This is a genomic window from Micromonospora chalcea, from assembly GCF_028768405.1.
Classification (GTDB): domain Bacteria; phylum Actinomycetota; class Actinomycetes; order Mycobacteriales; family Micromonosporaceae; genus Micromonospora; species Micromonospora chalcea.
Genome location: NZ_CP118233.1, coordinates 6,068,429 through 6,082,602, shown reverse-complemented (window position 1 = coordinate 6,082,602; position 14,174 = coordinate 6,068,429). Strand labels below are relative to the sequence as shown.

Annotated in this window: 12 protein-coding genes; 1 reads left to right on the top strand and 11 read right to left on the bottom strand. The window is 74.6% G+C overall.

What is annotated here, in order from left to right; all coding sequences use genetic code 11:
- Window positions 1-190: 190 nt before the first annotated feature.
- From gatA to ligA, 4 genes are all read right to left on the bottom strand, one after another.
- On the bottom strand, window positions 191-1,666 hold the full coding sequence (gene gatA, locus PVK74_RS27580) for an Asp-tRNA(Asn)/Glu-tRNA(Gln) amidotransferase subunit GatA (protein WP_043326045.1): 1,476 nt from the start codon (window positions 1,664-1,666) through the stop codon (window positions 191-193).
- A 76-nt stretch (window positions 1,667-1,742) separates the two neighbouring features.
- A complete protein-coding gene (gene gatC, locus PVK74_RS27575; RefSeq protein ID WP_013284468.1) occupies window positions 1,743-2,048 on the bottom strand; it encodes an Asp-tRNA(Asn)/Glu-tRNA(Gln) amidotransferase subunit GatC in 306 nt (101 codons plus the stop codon).
- 98 nt (window positions 2,049-2,146) lie between these two features.
- Window positions 2,147-4,717: a putative bifunctional diguanylate cyclase/phosphodiesterase gene (locus PVK74_RS27570; RefSeq protein ID WP_274477561.1), complete on the bottom strand. Its 2,571-nt coding sequence runs from the start codon at window positions 4,715-4,717 to the stop codon at window positions 2,147-2,149.
- Window positions 4,718-4,869: 152 nt separating this feature from the next.
- Window positions 4,870-7,023 (bottom strand): NAD-dependent DNA ligase LigA, encoded by a 2,154-nt coding sequence (gene ligA, locus PVK74_RS27565; protein ID WP_082931011.1) that lies wholly within the window; start codon window positions 7,021-7,023, stop codon window positions 4,870-4,872.
- 179 nt (window positions 7,024-7,202) lie between these two features.
- Here ligA and PVK74_RS27560 point away from each other — a divergent pair, with 179 nt between their 5' ends.
- On the top strand, window positions 7,203-7,748 hold the full coding sequence (locus tag PVK74_RS27560) for a type II toxin-antitoxin system PemK/MazF family toxin (protein ID WP_064446981.1): 546 nt from the start codon (window positions 7,203-7,205) through the stop codon (window positions 7,746-7,748).
- A 19-nt stretch (window positions 7,749-7,767) separates the two neighbouring features.
- Here the strand turns inward: PVK74_RS27560 and PVK74_RS27555 are convergent, their stop codons facing one another.
- From PVK74_RS27555 to PVK74_RS27525, 7 genes are all read right to left on the bottom strand, one after another.
- Entirely contained in the window at window positions 7,768-8,802 is a 1,035-nt protein-coding gene (locus PVK74_RS27555; protein WP_064446980.1) for an ADP-ribosylglycohydrolase family protein, read from the bottom strand.
- Window positions 8,803-8,828: 26 nt separating this feature from the next.
- Window positions 8,829-9,197 carry a VOC family protein gene (locus PVK74_RS27550; RefSeq protein ID WP_176722754.1) on the bottom strand — a complete coding sequence of 123 codons (369 nt, stop codon included), beginning with the start codon at window positions 9,195-9,197 and terminating at the stop codon, window positions 8,829-8,831.
- A 36-nt stretch (window positions 9,198-9,233) separates the two neighbouring features.
- The gene (locus tag PVK74_RS27545; RefSeq protein WP_069087613.1) at window positions 9,234-10,238 is read right to left on the bottom strand and encodes a methionine synthase; all 1,005 of its coding nucleotides are present in this window, start codon (window positions 10,236-10,238) and stop codon (window positions 9,234-9,236) included.
- A gap of 30 nt (window positions 10,239-10,268) precedes the next feature.
- Window positions 10,269-11,345, bottom strand: a complete 1,077-nt coding sequence (gene mnmA, locus PVK74_RS27540; protein WP_069087612.1) for a tRNA 2-thiouridine(34) synthase MnmA — start codon at window positions 11,343-11,345, stop codon at window positions 10,269-10,271.
- A gap of 37 nt (window positions 11,346-11,382) precedes the next feature.
- Window positions 11,383-12,558 carry a cysteine desulfurase family protein gene (locus PVK74_RS27535; protein WP_064446977.1) on the bottom strand — a complete coding sequence of 392 codons (1,176 nt, stop codon included), beginning with the start codon at window positions 12,556-12,558 and terminating at the stop codon, window positions 11,383-11,385.
- Window positions 12,559-12,656: 98 nt separating this feature from the next.
- Window positions 12,657-13,322, bottom strand: coding sequence for a class F sortase (locus PVK74_RS27530; RefSeq protein WP_064446976.1), 666 nt, complete (start codon window positions 13,320-13,322; stop codon window positions 12,657-12,659).
- Window positions 13,319-14,152 (bottom strand): DUF4397 domain-containing protein, encoded by an 834-nt coding sequence (locus PVK74_RS27525; RefSeq protein WP_069087611.1) that lies wholly within the window; start codon window positions 14,150-14,152, stop codon window positions 13,319-13,321. Before PVK74_RS27525 ends, PVK74_RS27530 begins: the two co-directional genes overlap by 4 nt.
- Between the last annotated feature and the right edge of the window lie 22 nt (window positions 14,153-14,174).

Here is a 14,174-nt window from a genome sequence, read left to right as displayed (position 1 = left end):
CCGGGCGAAGTGTCCCCATCGCACATCCAGCTCTCGGTCGGAACCGCTCGCGTCCGCCAGCGGGCCACAGTCCAGTCGATCCAGCAGACTCGCAGTTTATTCGACCAGTGCCAGTGACCCCCGGCAATCCCCTGATCGGTGATCACCGTGTCGGTACGGAGGCGGGCGGGCCGCCTCCGTACCGTCCGGTTCAGATCGTCGGCGGGGTGAGCGTGCCGACGGCGCTCTCCAGCGCGGCGGCGATCCGGTACATCCGGTCGTCCGCCATGGTCGGCGCCATGATCTGGAAGCCCACCGGGAGCCCGTCGGACAGGCCGCACGGCACCGAGATGGCCGGGCCGCCGTACAGGTTCGTCGGGATGGTGAACAGGTCCGCCAGGTACATCTGGTACGGGTCGGCGGTACGCGACCCCAGCGGGAACGCCACGAACGGCGTGGTCGGCGAGATCAGCGCGTCGACCTGCTCGAACGCGCTGGTGAAGTCCCGCGTGATCAGCGTGCGGACCTTCTGCGCCTGGCCGTAGTAGGCGTCGTAGTAGCCCGAGGAGAGCGCATACGTGCCGATCATGATGCGGCGCTTGACCTCGGGGCCGAAGCCGGCCTCACGGGTCAGCGACATGACCTCCTCCAGCGACCGGTTGCCGTCGTCGCCGACCCGCAGACCGAACCGGACGCCGTCGAACCGGGCCAGATTGGAGGAGCACTCGCTCGGCGCGATCAGGTAGTAGGCCGGCAGCGCGTACTTGAAGTGCGGGCAGGAGACCTCGACGATCTCCGCGCCCAGCTTCGCCAGCGCCTCGGCCGCGTCGCGGAACGCGGCCATCACGCCCGGCTCCGCGCCCTCGCCGATGAACTCGGTGACCATGCCGAGCTTCACGCCGGTCAGGTCGCCGGTGGCTCCGAGGCGCGCGGCGGCCACCACGTCCGGCACCGGGGCCGGGATCGACGTGGAGTCGCGCGGGTCGTGACCGCCGATCACCTCGTGCAGCAACGCGGCGTCGAGCACGGTACGCGCGCACGGGCCGGGCGTGTCCAGCGACGAGGAGAACGCCACCAGGCCGTAGCGGGAGGTGCCACCGTAGGTGGGCTTCGCGCCGACGGTGCCGGTGACCGCGCCGGGCTGGCGGATCGAGCCGCCGGTGTCCGAGCCGATCGACAGCGGCGCCTCGTACGCGGCCAGCGCCGCCGCGCTGCCACCGCCGGAGCCGCCCGGGATCCGGTCGGTGTCCCACGGGTTACGGGTCGGCCCGTACGCCGAGTATTCGGTGGAGGAGCCCATGGCGAACTCGTCCATGTTCGTCTTGCCGAGCATCACCGTGCCGGCGGCGCGCAGCCGCTCGACGATGGTCGAGTCGTACGGCGGGCGCCAGCCCTCCAGGATCTTCGACCCGACCGTGGTCGGTACGCCCTTGGTGGTGAGCACGTCCTTCACCGCGACCGGCACACCGGCGAGCGGGCCGAGTTCGTCACCGGCGGCGCGGCGCTCGTCCACGGCACGCGCGGCGGCCAGCGCCCCCTCGGTGTCGACGTGCAGGAACGCGTGCACCCGGTCGTCGACGGCGCCGATGCGGTCCAGGTGGGCCTGGGTGACCTCGACGGCGGAGGTCTCGCCGCTCGCCACCAGCCCGGCGATCTCAACAGCGCTCAGCTTGGTCAAGTCGCTCATGCCGGCACTCCGCTTCGCTCCGTGCCGTCATGAGCGACAGCCATGCTGGGCCCGATGATTCGCTCGCTGCGCTCGCTCATGAGGCCACATCCTCGTCCAGGATCCGCGGGACGCGGAACCGCTGCTCCTCGGCGTCGGGTGCGCCCGACAGCGCCTCCTGCGGGGTCAGGCCCGGCCGTACGACGTCCTCGCGGAGCACGTTCGTCAGCGGCACCGAGTGGGACGTCGGCGGGATGTCCGCCGCGGCGACCTCGCCGACCTGCGCGACCGACTGGAGGATCACATCCAGCTGGCCGGCGAAGGTGTCCAACTCCTCCTCCGTGACGGCGAGCCGCGACAGTCGCGCGAGGTGCGCGACCTCCTCGCGGGAGATGGCGGCCATCGGGTGCCCCCTTCGTGGCTGTCCTGAGACGTCTGCGGTGGGCCGGCCGCGCGTACGGGATGACGCGCGGTGACCGGAGCGAGTCTATTGTCCCGCCGTCACGACGACGCCTTCGCCTCCCCCTCCGGCGCCGCCCCGCTGCGGCTCCCGGCCTCCACCGGGCGCACCGGACGGTAGCGCGACAACCAGGCCACCAGGTCCTCGGCCGGCATCGGCCGGGCGTGGAACCAGCCCTGCGCCACGTCGCATCCGGCGGCGTGCAGCAGCCGCCAGGTGCGCTCGTCCTCCACGCCCTCGGCCACCACCCGCAGCCCGAGCGCGCCGGCCAGCTCGATCATCGAGCGGACGATCGCCGCGTCGTCCGGGTCGTCGGCCATCCCGAGGACGAACGAGCGGTCCACCTTCACCTCGGACAGCGGCAGCCGGCGCAGGTGTTGCAGCGACGAGTAGCCGGTGCCGAAGTCGTCCAGCGCGATGCCGACGCCGATGCGGTGCAACTGGGTGATGCTGGCGAGCACCCGCCGGGGGTCGGCCATCAGCGCGCCCTCGGTGATCTCCACCTGGAGCCGCTGCGGCGGCACCCCGTACCGGGCCAGCCGGTCGGCGATCTGGTCGGCGATCTCGCCGGTGTGCAGGTCACGGACGCTGACGTTGAGCGCGGCCCGCAGCGTGAGCCCGGCCGCCGACCACTTGGCCAGCTGCTCCACCACGTCGTCCACCACGCGGCGGGTGAGCAGCCGCATCACCGCGCTCTGCTCGGCGACCTGGATCAGCTCGCCCGGGTCGACCATGCCGCGGCGCGGGTGCCGCCACCGCAGCAGCGCCTCGACGCCGACCACCTCGCCGGTCGCGATCGCGATCTGCGGCTGGTAGTACATGGTGATCTCGCCCGGGTGCCCGGACTGGTCCTCCGGCTCGGCGCTCCCGTCGGCGGTCGGCCCGATGACGCCGGGCGCGCCGGTGCTCACCGCGGCCTGCGCGTCGTGCCCGGTGTCGGTCTCGTGCGCGGCCTCCGTGTCGCGCCCGGTGCCGGTCTCCGCCGCGTCGGCGTCCCCGCCACCGACCACTGGCGTCGCCACCACCGCTCCGGCGCGCGCGGCCCGGCTGCGGACCGGGTCGGCGCCGGTGAGGATCCGCTCGATCAGGTCGTCGTCGTGCCGCTCCGCGGCGCGGTCCCGACGACGCCGCAGCCACCGGTTCGGCCCGTCGCCGGAGCGTCCGCCGCCCCGGCCGTCGTCGCGCGCCGGGCGCTGGTTGCGCGACGGCCGCTCGGCCCGGGCCGGTCGCGGCGCCGACAGCGCCGGCGTCAGTGCCGCGCCGTCACCCCCGCGTACGCCCACCGTCTCCCCGCCCTGCGCGGACGGGCCCGACTCCAGCACCCGGCGCAGGTCGGCCAGGAGGCTCAGCCGCTCGGCCGAGTTGTGGTCGGACTCCGGCGCGTACACCGCCACCGTGTCGTTGCGGTGCTTCGCGTCGTACATGGCCACGTCGGCGTGGCGCATCAGCGTGGCGAAGTCCTCGCCGTGGTCCGGGTAGAGCGCGATGCCGATCGAACCGCCCACGTCCAGCGGCAACCCGTCCAGCGGCACCGGCTCGGCGAGCGCGGCGACCACCCGGTCGGCCCGCTCGCGGGCCTGGTCGATGTCGGTGAGCCGGGGTACGACTATGGCGAACTCGTCACCGCCCAGTCGCGCCACCATGTCACCGGCGCCGACCACGCCCATCAGCCGGGCGCTCACCTCGACCAGCAGACGGTCCCCCACCGCGTGCCCGAGCGCGTCGTTGACGTGCTTGAACCGGTCGAGGTCGAGCAGCAGCAGCGCCAGGTGCGCGTCCGGTGCGCCCCGGGCGGCCCGCTCGCCGTGCAGGTGCACCTGCTCGGCCACCTCGGTGAGCAGCGCCTTGCGGTTGGGCAGCCCGGTGAGCGGGTCCACGTCGGCGAGCTGTTCCCGTTCCTCGGACAGCCGGGCCATCCGGTAGACGGCGAACAGCGGCACCAGCACCAGCGGGATCAGCGCCGCGCTGGCCCGGGCGGCGGCCACCAGCACCGGCGCGAGCAGAAGCAGCGAACCGGTGGACAGCAGCTCGTACGCCAGCCCGCTGCGCACGCTGGGCCACCACCGGTCGCCGAACCGCAGCCGCACGGCCGAGCTGACCAGCCCGTAGTTGACCACGAACCAGGCGAGCGTCGCGCCGCCCACCGCCGCCACGTCGGTCCAGTGCAGCCGGCCGTCGCCGAACAGCTCGCCCGGACCGAGCCGGGTGACCGCGTACGCGGCGGCGAGCGCGCACGCGTACTGCGCGGCGTTGAAGCCGGTACGCCAGGGCGCATACCCGAGCCGCCAGCCGCTCACCGCGACGGCCACCGCCTGGACCGCCACCGCCGGGCCGAAGCCCCAGCCGAGCAGGATGGCGAAGGTGAAGCAGGTCGACGGGAACACGGCCGAGGTCTGCCGCCGCCCCGGCGGCACGAACGGGCGGGCGTCGCAGGCGACGGCGAGCGCCGCCATGGTCCAGAACGCGGCCGGCAGCTCGGTCAACCGGTCGGCGAGCGCGATCAGCGGCCCGGCCGAGACAAGTACGGCCACCACGCCGACCGCGCCGACGAAGCCGAAGAACGGCCCGCTCCGCCCGGGCGGGACGGAGTTACGCGGGTCGCCGGTCTCCATCGCACCTCCCGGGGGCAACGTCGTGGCGCGCGCCGTCACGCGCCGTACGCCAATGAAACGCCCTCCGAGGCGGTTTCCCCGACACGACAGTCACGAATCGGTCGGAGTCGTAATTAACTTGGTATCCGCGGACGATCGCCGTGACCAGCCCGTCAGTCCTCCACCCGGGCCACCCCGCGGGCCGCGTCCGGGCCGGAGTCCAGCAGCACCCGGAAGCCGTCCTCGTCGAGGATCGGCAGTTTCAGGGTGGCCGCCTTGTCGGCCTTGGAACCCGGGTTGTCGCCGACCACCACGAACCCCGTCTTCTTGGAGACCGAGCCGGTCACCTTGCCGCCCCTGACCTGGATCGCCTCGGCGGCCTGGTCACGGCTGAACCCGCTGAGCGTGCCGGTGACCACGACGGTGACGCCGTCGAGCGGTCGTGGCCCCTCGTCGGCGGCCTCCTCGGCCATCCGTACGCCCGCCTCGGCCCACTTGCGCACGATGTCGCGGTGCCAGTCGACGGCGAACCACTCCTTGACGCTGGCGGCGATGGTCGGGCCGACGCCGTCCACCGAGGACAGCTCCTCCTCGCCGGCGGCCTCGATGGCGTCGACCGACCGGAAGTGCCGGGCGAGCGCCTGGGCGGCGGTCGGGCCGACGTGCCGGATGGACAGTGCCACCAGCACGCGCCACAGGTCGCGTTCCTTGGCCTCGGCCAGGTTGTCGAGCAGCTTGACCGCGTTGCTGCCCAGGCTGCCGTCCTTGTTGACGAAGAACGGTGACCGGCTCAACTGCTCGGCGTCGAGCTGGAACAGGTCGCCCTCGTTGGTGATGATCTGCGCGTCCAGCAGCGCCGCCGCGCCCTTCTCGCCGAGCACCTCGATGTCGAGCACCTTGCGGCTGGCCAGGTAGAACACCCGTTCGCGGATCTGACCGGGGCAGGCGCGCCCGTTGGGGCAGCGGATGTCGACGTCGCTCTCCTTGGCCGGCGCGAGCGGCGTGCCGCAGGCCGGGCAGGTGGTCGGCATGACGAACGGACGGGCGTCGGCCGGGCGCAGCTCGACCACCGGGCCGAGCACCTCGGGGATCACGTCGCCGGCCTTGCGCAGCACCACCGTGTCGCCGATGAGCACGCCCTTGCGCTCGACCTCGCGGGCGTTGTGCAGCGTGGCCAGCGCGACCGTGGAGCCGGCGACCCGGACCGGTTCCAGGACGGCGAACGGGGTGACCCGGCCGGTGCGCCCGACGTTGACGTCGATGTCGAGCAGCTTCGTGTTCACCTCCTCCGGCGGGTATTTGAAGGCGATCGCCCAGCGGGGGGCCCGGCTGGTCGAGCCGAGGCGGCCCTGGATGGAGACCGGATCGACCTTGACCACCACGCCGTCGATCTCGTGCTCGACGTCGTGCCGGTGCTTGCCGTAGTAGGCGATGTAGTCAGCGACGCCGGCGAGGTCGTCCACCACCCGCCAGCGGTCGCTGGTGGGCAGCCCCCACGCCTTGAGCGCGGCGTACGACTCGGACTGCGCCGCCGGCCGGAAGCCGGTGCGGGCGCCGATGCCGTGCACCACCAGGCGCAGCGGGCGGGAGGCGGTGACCCGCGGGTCCTTCTGGCGCAGGCTGCCGGCGGCGGCGTTGCGCGGGTTGGCGAACGGCGCCTTGCCCTGCTCGACCAGGCTCGCGTTGAGGTCGGCGAACGCGGCCACCGGGAAGTAGATCTCGCCGCGTACCTCGATCAGATCCGGCACGTCGGGGAAGTCGTCGGCCGGGGTCAGCCGGGCCGGCACGCCCTTGATGCTGCGCACGTTCGCGGTGACGTCCTCGCCGGTGCGGCCGTCGCCCCGGGTGGCGGCGCGCACCAGCCGGCCCTTGGAGTAGGTCAGGTTGATGGCCAGCCCGTCGACCTTCAGCTCGCACAGGTAGGGCACCGGGCCGCCGGCGTCGCGCTCGACCCGCTCGGCCCAGGCGGCCAGCTCCTCGTCGGCGAAGGCGTTGTCGAGCGAGAGCATCCGCTCGGCGTGGGCGACCGGCGTGAAGTCGGTGGAGAAGGTGCCGCCGACGCGCTGGGTGGGCGAGTCGGGGGTGCGCAGCGCCGGGTATTCCGCCTCCAGCGCCTCCAGCTCCCGCAGCTGCGCGTCGAACTCCGCGTCGGTGATCGTCGGCGCGTCCAGCACGTAGTAGCGGTACTGGTGTTCGGTCAGCTCCTGACTGAGCGTGGCGTGCCGCTCCCGGGCCGCTGGGATCGGCTCGGCCCCCGCCGCCGCCTCCTGGGCCGCGTCGGCCGCAGTGGGAACCGCTTCTTCGGACACGCCGCCGCCTTCGGACACCGCTGTCGCCTCCCGTGCTCGCGCTACCCGAGAACCGTAGCGGTCGGCTGTGACAACAGTCCGGCCACCCGCACGAGCAGGGCGAACCGGCGCGCGTCGCGCCCCCGCGCGGTCCGGCCCCGGGCGTGCGACCATCGCCTCGGCGGCGCTGTGCGGGAACGGTCGGAAGGCGGGTACTGATGCGCGACGGGGTTCTCTGGGCGCTGGTGATCGTGGCCTGCGTCGCGGCCGGCTGGCTCTGGAACGAGTGGCGCCGCCGGTCGGCCGACCGTTCCGCCGGGGCGCGCGGCCGGGCCGACGGGCGACGGCCGGGCTCCGGGCGCGGTGGCCGGGCCGGCGTCGGCGTCCGGCGGGACCGGGGTGGCGTCCCGCCACGGCCGCGCGGCGCCGGGCGGACGGACCGGGACGAGCCCCGGCCCGGGGAGATCTGGTGGGCGGACGTGCCCTACGCCGACGGGACCGGCTCCAAGGTGCGGCCCTGCCTGGTGCTGCGGGTCGACGGCGCGGACGCCGAGGTCCTGAAGATCACCAGTCAGGACAAGTCGGACCGGGACGACCACCTGCCGATCCCGACCCGGAGCTGGGACCCGGACGCCGACCACGACAGCTACCTGGACATCAGCGAGCCCATCCCGGTGCCGCTCACCGCGTTCGCCGACCGGGCCGGCACGTGCGACCCGGACCTGTGGCGGGGTGTGCGCCGCCTGAACCACCTCACCGGCTGACCCCGGCGGCCTCCGGACCTCAGCGCTGCGACGCCCCTGCGTCGAGCGCGTCGGCGAGCGCGGCGAGCTGACCGGCGTACTCGATCCGGTCGGCCCACCCGGCCGGCCAGGCGGCCATGCCGTACGCGGCACCGGCGAACGCGCCGGCCAGCGCGGCGATGGAGTCCGAGTCACCGGCCGTGGTGGCGCCCCGGGCCAGCGCGCCGACCGGATCGTCGCGGTGGCGCAACGCGCAGAGCAGCGCGGTGGCGAGCGCCTCCTCGGCGATCCAACCCTCGCCGGTGAACCGGCACGGGTCGCCGCCGTCGTCGGGACGGGCGAGTGCCGCCTCCAGCCGGTCGAGCACCCGCAGGCAGTCGTCCCAGCCGCGGGCGACGAACCCGGCCGCGTCGCTCTCGCCGGGCCGCTGCCACAGGTCACCCAGCCAGTCCTCCCGGTAGACGGTGCGCTGCTCCCGCGCCCGCTCGGTGAGCAGGCCGGGCAGCTCGGGCAGCGCCGCGCCGTCGCGCAGCAGCCGGACCGCGTACGCGGTCAGCTCGCTCGCCGCCAGCCCGGTCGGGTGGCCGTGGGTGAGCCCGGCCTGGAGCTGGGCCAGCCCGGCCATGGTGTCGAGGTCGACGTCGAGCAGCCCGACCGGGGTGACGCGCATGTTCGCGCCGCAGCCCTTCGAGCCGGCGACTGTGGCCTCCTGCCAGCGGGCGCCCCGGGCCAGCTCGGCGCAGGCCCGCAGGCAGGTCATGCCGGGCGCGCGGTTGTTCTCCGGGCTGACCGACCAGTCGACGAAGCGCTGCCGCAGCAGCGGCTCCACCGCCTCGGCCGTGTACGCGGGCGCCTCGTGCAGCGCCCACGCCACTGCGAGCGCCATCTGCGTGTCGTCGGTGACCAGGGCCGGGTCGCCGGTCAGCTCGCGCGGACCGCCCGGGCCGTAGCGCCGGACGATCTCGGTGACGGTGAGGAACTCGGTCGGCTTGCCCAGGGCGTCGCCGTAGGCCAGGCCGAACAGCGAGCCGGCGACGCGGCCGGTGGCGGTGGAGGCGGTCACGGTGGCGATCATGCCTCCGCCGCGCAAGCCCGGGAAGATCAGTCCCAGCAGAGGCAGAACGGGTGGCCGACCGGGTCGGCGTAGACCCGGAAGCCCTCCCCCTCGCCGGGTAGCCGCCGTGCGCCCAGCGCCAGCGCCGCCTTCTCGGCCGCCTCGATGTCGTCGACGCTCACGTCGAGGTGGAACTGCTGCGGCCGGGCCGGGTCGGGCCAGTCGGGGGTGCGCAGGCCCGGCGCCCGCTGGAAGGCCACCCGCGGCTGGTGCCCGGGTGGCCCGCCGAGCACCACCCACTCGTCGCCGTCGGAGTTCTCCTCCACCACGGGCAGGCCGAGCAGCTCGGAGTAGAAGGCGGCGAGCGCGCGCGGATCGGGGCAGTCGATCACTGTGGAACGCAGTCGTCCAATCATGCCGGTCATCGTGCCCGGCGGGTACGACGGAAAACGTCAGTCCTCGGCCAGCCGCCGGCCCGCGTCGCGGCAGGCGGTGAGCACCGCGCGGGCGTACGCCGGGGTGGCGCCGGCCAGGCCGCACGCGGGAGTGACCACCACCTGCTCGGCCAGCCGGCGGCGGGGGAAGCCGAGCTGGTCCCAGACCCGGCGGACCCGGCCCGCGACCTCGGCCGACGTCGGCGCCCGGCCGGAGGCCGGTGGCAGCGTCGGCGCGGCACCGGCCAGCAGCCCGAGCCCGGCGTCGATCGCCTCGCCGAGCGGGTCGAGGTCGGTGACCAGCGACAGGTCGAGCGCGACGCCCACCGCACCGGCCGAGCGGATCAGCTCCAGCGGTACGTCCGGCGCGCAGCAGTGCACCAGAGCCGGTACGCCCGCCGCGTCGATCACGTCGCGCAGCAGTCCCCGCGCCACCTCGGTCTCCACCGGACGGTGGGTGCCGAAGCCGCTCTCCGTGGGCACCCGCCCGGCCAGCACGGCCGGCAGGGACGGCTCGTCCAGTTGGAGCAGCACCGAGGCGCGGGGCAGCCGCCGGGCGACCGCCTCGACGTGCCCGCGCAGGCCTTCGCCGAGCGAGCCGGCGAGGTCGCGTACCGCGCCCGGGTCGCGCAGCATCCGGCCGCCGATCGGCAGCTCCAGCGCGGCGGCCAGGGTGAACGGGCCGGCGGCCTGGATCTTGACCGGTCCGGCGTACTCCTCGGCCTGCTCGGCGAGCTGGTCCAGGTCGCGTTCCATCAGGTCGCGGGCGCGGCGCAGGTCCCGGCCGGGGCGCGGGGCGATCCGCCAGCGGGCCGCGTACAGCTCGACCGGCAGTTCCACGAGCAGGCCGGCGCTGCGGCCGACGAGGTCCGCACCCGGTCCCCGGGCGGGCAGCTCGGGCAGGTGCGGCAGGGTGGGCAGCTCGCCGAGCACGATCCGCTGCGCCTCGGCGATGTCGGTGCCGGGCAGCGACCCGATGCCGGTCGCCGCTCCGGTGGGCCAGGGCCACGCCTGCTCAGTCACGGCCGCAGCCTATCCGCTGCCGATGCGAGGTCAGGCGGCGGTGATGGTGGCGGAGCCGAGGACCACGTCTCCGGCCGGGTCCGGCCGGTAGGCCACGATCGCCTGGCCGGCGGCGACACCCCGGACCGGGCGGCGCAACGACGCGCGCAGGCCGTCGGCGTCCACCTCGACGGCGGCCGGCACCACGTCGCCGTGCGCCCGCAGCTGCACCTCGCACTCGACCGGCCCGTCCGGGCGCGGCCCGCCGGTCCACACCGGGCGGGTCGCGCGTACGTCGGAGACCTCCAGCGCCTCGGCCGGGCCGACCGTCACCGTGTTCGTGGTCGGGGTGATGGACAGCACGTAGCGGGGCCGGCCGTCCGGCGCCGGGCGGTCGAGGTGCAGGCCGCGCCGCTGCCCGACGGTGTACTGGTAGGCGCCGCTGTGGCTGCCCACCACCGCGCCGGTGAGCGCGTCCACCACCTGGCCGGGCGCCTCACCGAGCCGCTCGGCGAGGAAGCCGCGGGTGTCGCCGTCGGCGATGAAGCAGATGTCGTGCGAGTCCGGCTTGTCGGCCACCGCGAGACCGCGCCGGGCGGCCTCCGCGCGCACCTCGGCCTTGGTCGAGTCGCCGAGCGGGAAGATCGACCGGTCGAGCTGCGCGCGGCTCAGCACCGCCAGCACGTACGACTGGTCCTTGGCCGCGTCGACGCTGCGCCGCAGCAGGCCGTCCGCGCCGAGCCGGGCGTGGTGGCCGGTCACCACGGCGTCGAAGCCCAGGGCCACGGCCCGGTCCAGCACCGCGGCGAACTTGATCTTCTCGTTGCAGCGCAGGCAGGGATTCGGGGTACGCCCGGCGGCGTACTCGGCCACGAAGTCGTCCACCACGTCGTCGTGGAACCGGTCGGCCATGTCCCACACGTAGAACGGGATGCCGAGCACGTCGGCGGCGCGCCGGGCGTCCCGGGAGTCCTCCAGCGTGCAGCAGCCCCGGGCCCCGGTGCGGTAGGTCTGCGGGTTGCGGGCCAGCGCCAGGTGCACGCCCGTCACGTCGTGCCCGGCCTCCACCGCCCGCGCCGCCGCGACGGCGGAGTCCACCCCGCCCGACATCGCCGCCAGAACCCTCACCGGCCCACTCCCCTCGTCCTCACCGAGCGTATCCGGGTCAGCGGGGCGTACGGAGGGCGGCCGCGCGGCGGGCCCGCTCCACAGCGGCGGGCAGCGCGGCGATCAGCGCGTCCACGTCCGCGCCGGTGCTGGTGTGCCCGAGCGTGAAGCGCAGCGAGGACCGGGCCCGGTCGTCGTCCGCGCCCATGGCCAGCAGCACGTGCGAGGGCTGGGCCACCCCGGCCGAGCAGGCCGACCCGGTGGAGCAGGCGATGCCCTGGGCGTCCAGGAGCAGCAGCAGCGCGTCCCCCTCGCAGCCGGGGAAGGAGAAGTGCGCGTTGCCGGGGAGCCGGTCGGCCGGGTCCCCGTTGAAGATCACCTCGGGGACCGCCTGCCGGACCCGCTCGACCAGTTCGTCGCGGAGCGCGGCGACGCGGGCCGCGTACTCCTGCTGGCCCTTCACCGCGGCCTCGACGGCGACCGCGAACGCGACGATGCCGGCGGTGTCCAGCGTGCCGGAGCGGACGTCGCGCTCCTGGCCGCCGCCGTGCAGCAGCGGGGTGGCGGCCACGTCGCGGGCCAGCAGCAGCGCGCCCACGCCGGTCGGCCCGCCGAGCTTGTGCCCGGTCACGGTGAGCGCGGACACGCCGCTGGCGGCGAAGTCGACAGGCACCTGCCCGACCGCCTGGATGGCGTCGGTGTGGAACGGCACCCCGTGCTCGGCGGCGACAGCGGCCAGCTCGGCGACCGGCTGGACGGTGCCCACCTCGTTGTTCGCCCACATGGCGGTGACCACCGCGACGCGCTCGCCGTGCTCGGCCAGCTCGGCGCGCAACCGCTCCGGGTCGAGCCGGCCGACCGCGTCGACCGGAAGGAGACCGGCCTGGGCGCCCTCGTGCTCGACCAGCCAGTCCACCGCGTCCAGTACGGCGTGGTGCTCGACCGAGCTGGAGACCACCCGGACCCGGTCGGCCCGGGCCGCACGGCGGGCCCAGAACACGCCCTTCACGGCGAGGTTGTCGCTCTCCGTCCCGCCACCGGTGAAGATCACCTCGGAGGGCCGGGCGCCGAGCGCGGCGGCCACCCGCTCGCGGGACTCCTCCACCCGCCGCCGGGCACGGCGGCCCGCCGCGTGCAGCGACGACGCGTTCCCCACCTCGCGGGCGGTCGCGACGTACGCCTCGAGTGCCTCGTCCAGCATCGGGGTCGTCGCCGCATGATCAAGGTATGCCATCACCGTTCAGCCTAACGGCCTGCGAACCCGCGGCCGGGGGCCGGACCGCCCCGTCCCACCCGGGGCGGTCCGGCCCGCTCACGACCGAACGGCCGCGATCACGCGGGAACCGCCGTGACCACGATGTTGTCCCGGTAGCTGCGGGTCTTGGCGTCGAACGGCCCGCCGCAGGTGATCAGCGTAAGCCGGGGCTTGCCGTCGCGCGCGAAGTACCGCTCGAGCGGGATCTTCGACTTCCGGTACTCCTCCCGGGCCACCACCCGGTAGGAGCGCTCGCGGCCGTCCGCGCCGGTGGCGGTCAGCTTGTCGCCCTGGCCCAGCTCACGCAGCCGGAAGAACGCGCCCTTGCCCTGCTCGGCGCTGTCCACGTGCCCGGCGATCACCACCGAGCCGGCGTCGGCCTCCAGGCCCGGGCCGTAGCGGTACCAGCCGACCTGGTCCACGCTGGGCGGGACCTCGAACTCGTCGGTGCGCTCGTTGACACCCACCGGATTGACGGTGGCGGTGACCCGGATCGGCGGGATGCTGAGCTTCACCGGCGGCACGATCTCACTGCCGGCGGGCAGCGTGCCCGGGTTCACCGGAACCGAACCGCCGCCGGTCGCCGCCGGGGCCGGCGTGGGAGTGGCACTGGCCAGGGCCGTCACCTCGTCGCCGCCGACGTCCTCGGCGGGCTCGGATCCGCACGCCACCACGCCCGCCAGGGTGAGCGCGGCGGCGCCGGCGGCCATCGCCGCCAGCGCCCCGCGGTTGCGCACCGTCACCGGCGACCGGCCCGGGCGGTTGCCGCCACCCGCGCACCGCCGCCGACCAGGAGCAGCACGCCGGCCCCGGCCAGCACGTACCACCAGGTGTCCACGCCGGTGCCGGCCTGGCCGCCGGTGCCGCTGGGCACGCCGCCCGGAGCCGAGTGCAGGCCGGTGATGGTCTGGGCGACCACGCTCAGGTTCTTCGCCTCGGCCGAGCCGATCGCGTAGACGATGGTGGCGGTGCCCTCCTTGAGGTTCAGGTCGGCCGGGCCGATGGCGACGGTGTCGGTGCCGGCCAGCACCACGTCCGCCTTCACCGAGCCGGCGGCCACGTCCGCCTTGGCCTCCTTCGGGTTGGTCAGGTCCTCGAAGACCGGCTTGCCGCCGGCCCGCACGTCGACGGCCGGGGCGGCCGCGGTGTGCCGGACGATCAGCCGGGCCTTGCCGGCGCCCACCTTGGACACGTCGTTGACGAACGGCGTGATCTGCGGGTTGCCGTCGGCGCTCAGGTGCGCGGCGAGGCTGATGTTCGCCCCGCCCGGCACCGCGGCGTCGTCCACCTTCAGGATCGCCTTGTCGATCGCCTCGCCGGGCTTGGTCAGGGCGATGTCGTACTCCCCCTCGGGCAGGGTGAGCGGGCCGGCCACGTCGCCCGGCTTGAAGTTGTTCAGCGTCTTCTCGCCGTTGACGTACACGTCGACCGGGGTGTCCGGAATGCCGTGGACCACGGAGACCTTCGACGAGGCGGCGTAGGCCGGGCTCATGGTGGCGGCGCCGACGCCGGCGAAGGTGAGGGCGGCCACCGCGCCGCCCGCGGCGACCCGACGGAACATCGCGTACTGCATTGTCTGCCTCCTGGTAGTTCAT